At 57.4% G+C, this 6,981-nt stretch carries 6 protein-coding genes and 1 pseudogene; 3 read left to right on the forward strand and 4 right to left on the reverse strand.

The annotated features are described in order from the left end of the window. Positions 1–24: 24 nt before the first annotated feature. Positions 25–1,188 carry an aminotransferase class I/II-fold pyridoxal phosphate-dependent enzyme gene (locus Q1B46_RS08030; RefSeq protein ID WP_299946674.1) on the reverse strand — a complete coding sequence of 388 codons (1,164 nt, stop codon included), beginning with the start codon at positions 1,186–1,188 and terminating at the stop codon, positions 25–27. On the opposite strand from Q1B46_RS08030, the gene Q1B46_RS08035 reads away from it, so the two are divergent. From Q1B46_RS08035 to Q1B46_RS08045, 3 genes are all read left to right on the forward strand, one after another. Continuing rightward, the gene (locus Q1B46_RS08035) at positions 1,187–2,572 is read left to right on the forward strand and encodes a M48 family metalloprotease (RefSeq protein ID WP_299946676.1); all 1,386 of its coding nucleotides are present in this window, start codon (positions 1,187–1,189) and stop codon (positions 2,570–2,572) included. The two genes, Q1B46_RS08030 and Q1B46_RS08035, sit on opposite strands and share 2 nt — an antisense overlap. Next, on the forward strand, positions 2,569–3,327 hold the full coding sequence (locus tag Q1B46_RS08040; RefSeq protein WP_299946678.1) for a DsbA family protein: 759 nt from the start codon (positions 2,569–2,571) through the stop codon (positions 3,325–3,327). The genes Q1B46_RS08035 and Q1B46_RS08040 overlap by 4 nt, the downstream gene beginning before the upstream one ends. A gap of 330 nt (positions 3,328–3,657) precedes the next feature. Further along, positions 3,658–4,152: a CHAP domain-containing protein gene (locus tag Q1B46_RS08045; protein ID WP_299946714.1), complete on the forward strand. Its 495-nt coding sequence runs from the start codon at positions 3,658–3,660 to the stop codon at positions 4,150–4,152. 141 nt (positions 4,153–4,293) lie between these two features. Here the strand turns inward: Q1B46_RS08045 and ispG are convergent, their stop codons facing one another. The 3 genes and pseudogenes from ispG to Q1B46_RS08060 form a co-directional block, all read right to left on the reverse strand. Further along, the gene (gene ispG, locus Q1B46_RS08050; protein ID WP_299946680.1) at positions 4,294–5,415 is read right to left on the reverse strand and encodes a flavodoxin-dependent (E)-4-hydroxy-3-methylbut-2-enyl-diphosphate synthase; all 1,122 of its coding nucleotides are present in this window, start codon (positions 5,413–5,415) and stop codon (positions 4,294–4,296) included. Between the two features lie 71 nt (positions 5,416–5,486). Further along, positions 5,487–6,701: a helix-turn-helix domain-containing protein gene (locus Q1B46_RS08055; protein WP_299946682.1), complete on the reverse strand. Its 1,215-nt coding sequence runs from the start codon at positions 6,699–6,701 to the stop codon at positions 5,487–5,489. Between the two features lie 130 nt (positions 6,702–6,831). Next, positions 6,832–6,981 (reverse strand): annotated as a pseudogene (locus Q1B46_RS08060) (5-aminolevulinate synthase); the annotation flags it as partial.

A 6,981-nucleotide genomic window follows, 5' to 3' on the forward strand; every position in this document is an offset into this window, starting at 1 on the left:
CATCGCCCCGCCTTTGTGAACGCTTTAGGCCTGCTCTGATATCGCGCCCCGCTCGGCCATAAAACGCTGCAGCCGGTCAAGCCCGTCCTGTATGTCTTCGGTCGAGCGCGCATATGAAAACCGCAGAGTCGTGTGCCCGCGCACTGGGTCGAAATCCAACCCCGGCGTCACCGCCACCCCGGCCTTGTCCAGAATCTCGGCTGCAAAGGCACGGCTATCCTGCGTCAAATCCGAGACATCTGCATAGACATAAAACGCCCCATCCGGCGGTGCAATATTGGTGAACCCGGCCTTGGGCAAACCGTCCAGCATCAGAAGACGATTACGGCGATAGACATCCAGATTGGCCTGCAGCTCATCTTCGCAATCCATCGCGGCCAAGGCCGCCACCTGACTGGCATGGGGGGCGCAAATAAACATGTTCTGCGCAATGCGCTCGATCACGCGCACCTGATCCTCGGGAACGACCATCCACCCCACTCGCCAGCCCGTCATCGAAAAATACTTGGAGAATGAGTTGATCACATAGCACTCATCCGTCAGTTCCAGCGCGGTGACGGCTTTGGCTTCGTATTCCAGCCCGTGATAAATCTCGTCGCTGATGAACGATGCACCCTGCCCCTGCGCGGCCTCGATCAGCGCCCGCATCGCAGCGTGATCCAACATCGTCCCGGTGGGGTTCGCGGGAGAGGCGACCATCAATCCCTGCAGATCAAGTCCTGTAAAATCAGCAGGCACCGGTTGCAGACGGTTTTCCAGCGCAGTTGGCAGGTCGACGGGCACCAATCCCAAAGCTTTCAGAATTTGCCGATAAGATGGATATCCCGGCGCACCGATCCCCACACGATCACCGCTGTCGAAAAGGGCTGTAAAAGCCAGCAGAAACCCACCGGACGACCCCGGGGTGATCACCACCCGTTCGGGATTGAGATCAACATCATACCACTCGCCATAAAGCCGTGCGATCCGTTGCCGAAGCGCGGGTAGACCCAACGCCACCGTATACCCCAAAGGTCCCTGTTCCATGGCCATGGCAAGAGCCCTGGTCGCCCCTTGTGGGGCACCGGTTCCTGGTTGGCCAACCTCCATATGCACGACATGTCGCCCGGCCTCTTCCGCTTTGCGCGCAGCCTCCATCACATCCATCACGATGAAGGGATCGACCCCGGAACGGGTTGAGTTTCTCATGGCCATCTCCCATGTTGCAGCCATGGCTTTTGAACGCTTATCTCGGCTGGCGTCAATCCCGGCCTTGTTGCTGATTGCAGTGACATGGCTGGTCAGTGTCGCGCAAGCCAGTGCTCAAAGTCTGATCCGCGACCCCGATATTGAACATGGCCTGCGAGAGCTTGCCTTTCCTGTCCTGCGCGCTGCAGGATTGAACACCAACCGCGTTAGGGTTTTGGTGGTAAATGACAGCGTTTTCAACGCTTTCGTCATCGACTATAACACCATTTACCTGAATTACGGCCTGATCCTGACCGTCGAAACCCCCGAGATGTTGCAGGCCGTGATCGCACACGAAGCCGCCCATATCGCCAATGGTCATCTGGCCCGGCGTTCGGAAAACCTGCGGGCAGCGCAACGCAACGCGCAACTTGGTACGCTGCTGGCACTGGCGGCTGCGGCGGCTGGTGGCGGAGAAGCTGCTGTAGGCATCGCCGCGGGCACTCAGGCATCGGCGCTGCGTAGTTTTCTGGGTCATACACGTGCAGAAGAGGCCTCGGCCGATCGCAGCGCGGCCAGCTACTTGCGTTGGGCGGGAATTTCGCCACGCGGGATGGTCGACCTGCACCGCAAGTTTGCCGGTCAGGAATTGCTGAGCGAATTCAGGCAGGATCCCTACATGCGCTCGCACCCGACCAGCCGCGAACGGCTTCGCGCAGCCGAGTCGTTTCTGGATCAGTTTGGTGACAAAGCAAAAAAGAACCCAAATGCGGATTACTGGTTTGCCCGTATCAAAGGTAAATTATCTGCCTTTTTGCGTTCTCCGACCTGGACGCTGCGCCGCGCGGCCGAGGAAACCGACCGCGACGTCCGATTGATGCGCGAAGCTTCGGCTTATCACCAGAACCGCGATCTGACCCGCGCCCGCGCCGCGATCAACGGGGCGCTGGAAATCCGCCCTGATGATCCATTTTTTTATGAACTGAAGGGGCAGATTTTGCTGGAAAACCGGCGCCTGACCGAGGCCGTTGCGGCCTATGGTGCTGCGGTTGATATGGCGCCCAACAATTCTCTGATCCTCGCAGGGTATGGGCGAGCCCTTCTGGCGGATGGCCAGACGAAGAAAGCCCTGCAAGTACTTGAAAAAGCGCGCGCACGAGACTATCGCAACGCCCGCCTGATGCGCGATCTTGGGTCTGCCTATTCGCAAGTCGGCAACAACGGAATGGCATCGGCGGTGACTGCGGAACGATATGCACTGCAAGGCCGGCTTGAGGATGCGGGTATTCATGCTAAACGAGCTGTTGCACAGCTTCCCGAAGGTTCTCCGGGTTGGCAAAGGGCACAGGATGTGTTGATTGCCTCCGAGCGCTTTAAAAAGAACAAAAGAAGGAAACGGAAATGATCCTGAGACATGCTGCACCGGCCCTATTGGGTCTTTCCCTGATCACCGGCCCAGCACAGGCGCTTGACCTAAACGCCATGAGCGATGCTGAAAAGGCCGAGTTCGGCGAGCAGGTGCGCGAATACCTGCTGGAAAATCCGGAGGTCATTATTGAGGCAATCAATATCCTCGAAGAGCGTAACGCCAGTGCTGAGGCCCAAGCTGACAAGGAACTTGTCGCTGCCAATGCGGATGACCTGTTCAATGACGGCTACAGCTGGGTCGGCGGCAATCCGGACGGTGACATAACACTGGTTGAGTTCATGGACTATCGCTGCGGATATTGCCGTCGCGCCGTGCCCGAGGTGGCCTCCCTGCTGGCCGAGGATGGCAACATCCGGCTGGTGATCAAAGAGCTTCCCATTTTGGGCGATGCTTCGATCGTCTCTTCGCGCTTTGCCGTGGCGACCAAACAGGTTGCAGGTAATGATGCGTATAAGCAGGTTCATGATGCGCTTCTGGAATTCACCGGCGAACCTTCAGAGGTCACCCTGCGCCGCATCTCCGACGGCCTGGGCCTGGACAGTGAGGCGATCATCGCAGCGATGGACAGTGATGAAGTCTCCGAAGAGATCACCAAGACCCGCGAGTTGGCGCAAAAGCTGCGAATCTCCGGCACTCCCTCTTTCGTTCTGGGTACCGAGATGCTGCGCGGCTTCCTGCCCGCCGATCAAATGCAGCAGATTGCTAATGGTGTTCGGGCGGAACAGGGGTAATTGCAGGGGAGGCATGTCGCGTCGATTTAAGACCCAGGCGGCTTTTGATTCAAAAAGCCGCCATTGTCTTACCTAAGCCTTTTGCAAATTCACTATTCCAACGCATCATCCGCCAAGGAAGTGTACAGGCTTTCGAGTGTGGCCATTGGCCCACATTCAGTAATCGGAACCGGCAAGATCTTGCCGGGAAATTTTTCTACCTCTTTTCAAAACGCACAAGATCGCAATAAAACTCTGTGACCACTCAAACCGGCATGAAGTTTCTTGCATATCAACGCTCGCAAAACGAATACAATTTGGCCGCGCCTGCCCGGCGCCGCCCGCTATACGATTGCGCTGGGGCTTATCGCTCTTGTCTCTGCCTGTGCTCAGAACCCTAACGACTTCGATCTTGATCCGGAACGCCAGTCAATGGCGCTGCAAGAGGTCTCAAGAAAACAGGCCCGCGGGCAAAGGGTGTGGTGCGTACCCTACGCACGAAACCTCAGCGGTATTGAAATTCGCGGCAACGCCAAAGACTGGTGGGGTAAGGCGCGCAATCTCTTTGACCGAGGCAATGAACCGGTTGTGGGTTCGGTGATGTCGTTTCGGGCAACCAACGGAATGCCTTTGGGTCATGTGGCGGTCGTATCCGATATTGTCACCGAGCGTGAAGTCATCATCAACCACGCCAACTGGCACCGCAACAAAGTATCGTTGAAAATGGGCGTCAAGGACGTATCCAAAAACAACGATTGGTCGCTGGTCCGGGTCGAAAGCCAGCCAGGGCGGTATGGCAGTCACTATCCGGTGAACGGGTTCATTTATCCGAAATTCGACGAATAGCTCAATTTATCTTCGTATCCGAAGTGAACTAAAATAATGCGCCACAGGCGTCTCTTGTCTCGGTCACAAAGCATGTGATTCAGTTGACTGCATAGCAACCGCAGCAATCGCTAGTTCTTCGGTGTTTCTATCGCTACACCCTTACTCTGCTGCCTCAACCGCCGCATCCAGTTCAGCCGCCTTCTTCTCGACCTCTTCCACGATGTGGTCGATCATCTTGTCGTTCGACATCTTGTGGCTGGCTTTACCCGCCAGATAGACCATGCCGGACCCAGCCCCACCGCCGGTAAAACCAACATCTGTCATCAGAGCCTCACCCGGACCATTCACGACGCAGCCTATGATCGATAGGCTCATCGGGGTCTTGATGTGTTCCAACCGATGCTCCAGCGCCTCAACGGTTTTGATCACGTCAAACCCCTGTCGCGCGCAGGAGGGGCATGAGATGATGTTGACGCCCCGATGGCGCAGGCCCAGTGACTTGAGGATTTCAAAGCCAACCTTGACCTCTTCCACCGGATCGGCAGACAGGCTGACGCGGATCGTGTCGCCGATCCCCATCCACAGAAGGTTGCCCAGCCCAATGGCGGATTTGATGGTGCCGCTGACCAGCCCCCCGGCCTCGGTGATGCCCAGATGTATCGGTGCATCCGTGGCTTCGGCGATGCCCTGATAGGCCGCGGCAGACAGGAAAACGTCGCTTGCTTTCACGCTGATCTTGAAGTTGTGAAAGTCGTTGTCTTCCAGAATACGGATATGTTCCAGCCCGCTTTCAACCATCGCTTCGGGGCACGGTTCGGCGTATTTCTCGAGCAGGTGTTTTTCCAGACTTCCCGCATTCACACCGATGCGGATCGAACAATTGTGGTCGCGCGCGGCTTCGATGACCTCTTTCACGCGCTTCTCATCGCCAATGTTGCCGGGGTTGATGCGTAAACAAGCCGCACCGGCCTCGGCCGCCTCGATACCCCTGCGATAGTGGAAATGGATATCGGCCACGATAGGAACAGGGCTTTCGCGCACGATCTCTTTCAGAGCTTTCGACGAGGCCTCGTCGGGAACCGATACCCGCACAATATCTGCCCCTGCCTCTGCCGCCGCCTGTACCTGTGCAACGGTTCCTGCGACATCGGTGGTCAGAGTGTTGGTCATGGTCTGCACCGCGATCGGCGCGTCCCCTCCAACCGGCACGTTGCCCACCATGATCTGACGAGATTTACGGCGATAGATGTCGCGCCAGGGGCGTATGTGATTGAGGGACATGAGGGGATGTTCCAGATCAGCCTGAGTTGACCCCTAGATAGTTCGCCAACCCATGGGGAGCAATGGCTAGATCACTCAGCGGGCTCTTGTGTCGCCTCGGTCTGCAATTCGGCGACCAGCTGTTTGAGTGCGCTGTTCTGTTCTGCCTCAAGATCCACAACAGCGAAGCTTTCGGCAACAGCGTCTTTCGACAGAATGACGCCCTTGGCTACCGTTCCCGGTGAGCCCGCCGGGCCAAAATGTTCACCATTCATCGAGAAATAGACAGAACCTGAGGCACCCGCACGCAATTGCGGCGGTTCTTCGGTCAAGGGCACTTCGAATGTGCTGCCTTGCTCAACCGTGCCCAGTGTCCCTTCGAAGATCACGCTGCCATCAGCGGCTGTAACGCGCATCCAGGATGGGTCCACGGCCACGATCTTCAATGTTGTATCCAGTTTTTCCACAACTTGCGGCAATGCAGGGCGTTCCACCGTATGAACCTCGGTCACCTTGATCTGCGGAGGCTCGGGCGCGCGGAACGTCCCGACACTGCGTGGATCAAGGGTCGAAATTGGCGCATCGCGTGCGACCAGCACCGGTACGTCCAGTGCCTGCGGGCGATACAGACGATCCAACGCCTCAGCACTTGGTGCCTCAACACCGGCGATCTGCTCGCCCTCGGGGCGGGCTTGCGCCGCGTCCAGCGGATCAAGATCGGTCAGAACTACCGGTGCCTGTTCGACCGGGCTGACCTGCACCTGCTGAATGCGGTTCAGGACTGACCAGCCGCCATAGCCAATGCCACCGATGACGGCCAACAAGACCAAGGTCGATCCAATAGCCCGCGGCTCAATCTGGCTGACAACGGATTCGCGGCCCGGAATGTAAGGTGTGCTGGGTGAGACGAAGGGATCACGCCCCATCGATCCACGCGCGGGCAATCCGCCTTGCGCTTTCTTGACGACCGACGCCTCGGCAGACATGCCGTGCGCGACTTCGAAGCCGCTTTCCTGACAGAAGGTCGAAAAGGTTTCATCCGGGTTCATGCCCAGATAGCGGGCGTATGACCGCACATACCCGGCGATGAAACCGGGTGTGTCGAATGCATCGGGATCAGCATTTTCGATGGCAGCGATGTAGTTGGCCTTGATCCGCAACTCTCGTTGCACATCCAGCAGCGACTTGCCCATCGTTGCGCGTTCACCGCGCATAACATCGCCTAGCCGTACCTCGTAGTCGTCAAAACCCTTTGGCCTGACGTCCATGTCTTCTTCGGAATTGCGCTGTGATCTGCGCCCAATCATTCCTGCTGCCCCATCTTTGCCTGTCGCGTGTTACGCGTCCACGGCGAATCGCCCCTAAAACGATTCGTCCGCTACTTTTGTTAGCGTAAGCTTAACACGCAGCAAACTCGTTGCACACTTTGGCGTGAGGTTATCCGGCAAGTTCGGCGCGATTTAGCGCACAATGTGACCAAAGTTCGTCCATCGCCTGAACCAGTCGGTTCATTTCATCCGGCCCATGCACGGGCGACGGGGTGAAACGCAGGCGTTCGGTGCCGCGGGGGACGGTTGGGAAATTGAT

Source organism: uncultured Ruegeria sp. (assembly GCF_947500045.1).
In the GTDB taxonomy this organism is placed as follows: Bacteria; Pseudomonadota; Alphaproteobacteria; order Rhodobacterales; family Rhodobacteraceae; genus Ruegeria.

What these genes read in the sequence shown, in the direction of transcription:
- Q1B46_RS08035 (WP_299946676.1), top strand. Translation starts at nt 1,187, where the DNA reads ATGGCCATCTCCCATGTTGCAGCCATGGCTTTTGAACGCTTATCTCGG.
- Q1B46_RS08030 (WP_299946674.1), bottom strand. Translation starts at nt 1,188, where the DNA reads ATGAGAAACTCAACCCGTTCCGGGGTCGATCCCTTCATCGTGATGGAT.
- Q1B46_RS08040 (WP_299946678.1), top strand. Translation starts at nt 2,569, where the DNA reads ATGATCCTGAGACATGCTGCACCGGCCCTATTGGGTCTTTCCCTGATC.
- ispG (WP_299946680.1), bottom strand. Translation starts at nt 5,415, where the DNA reads ATGTCCCTCAATCACATACGCCCCTGGCGCGACATCTATCGCCGTAAA.
- Q1B46_RS08055 (WP_299946682.1), bottom strand. Translation starts at nt 6,701, where the DNA reads ATGATTGGGCGCAGATCACAGCGCAATTCCGAAGAAGACATGGACGTC.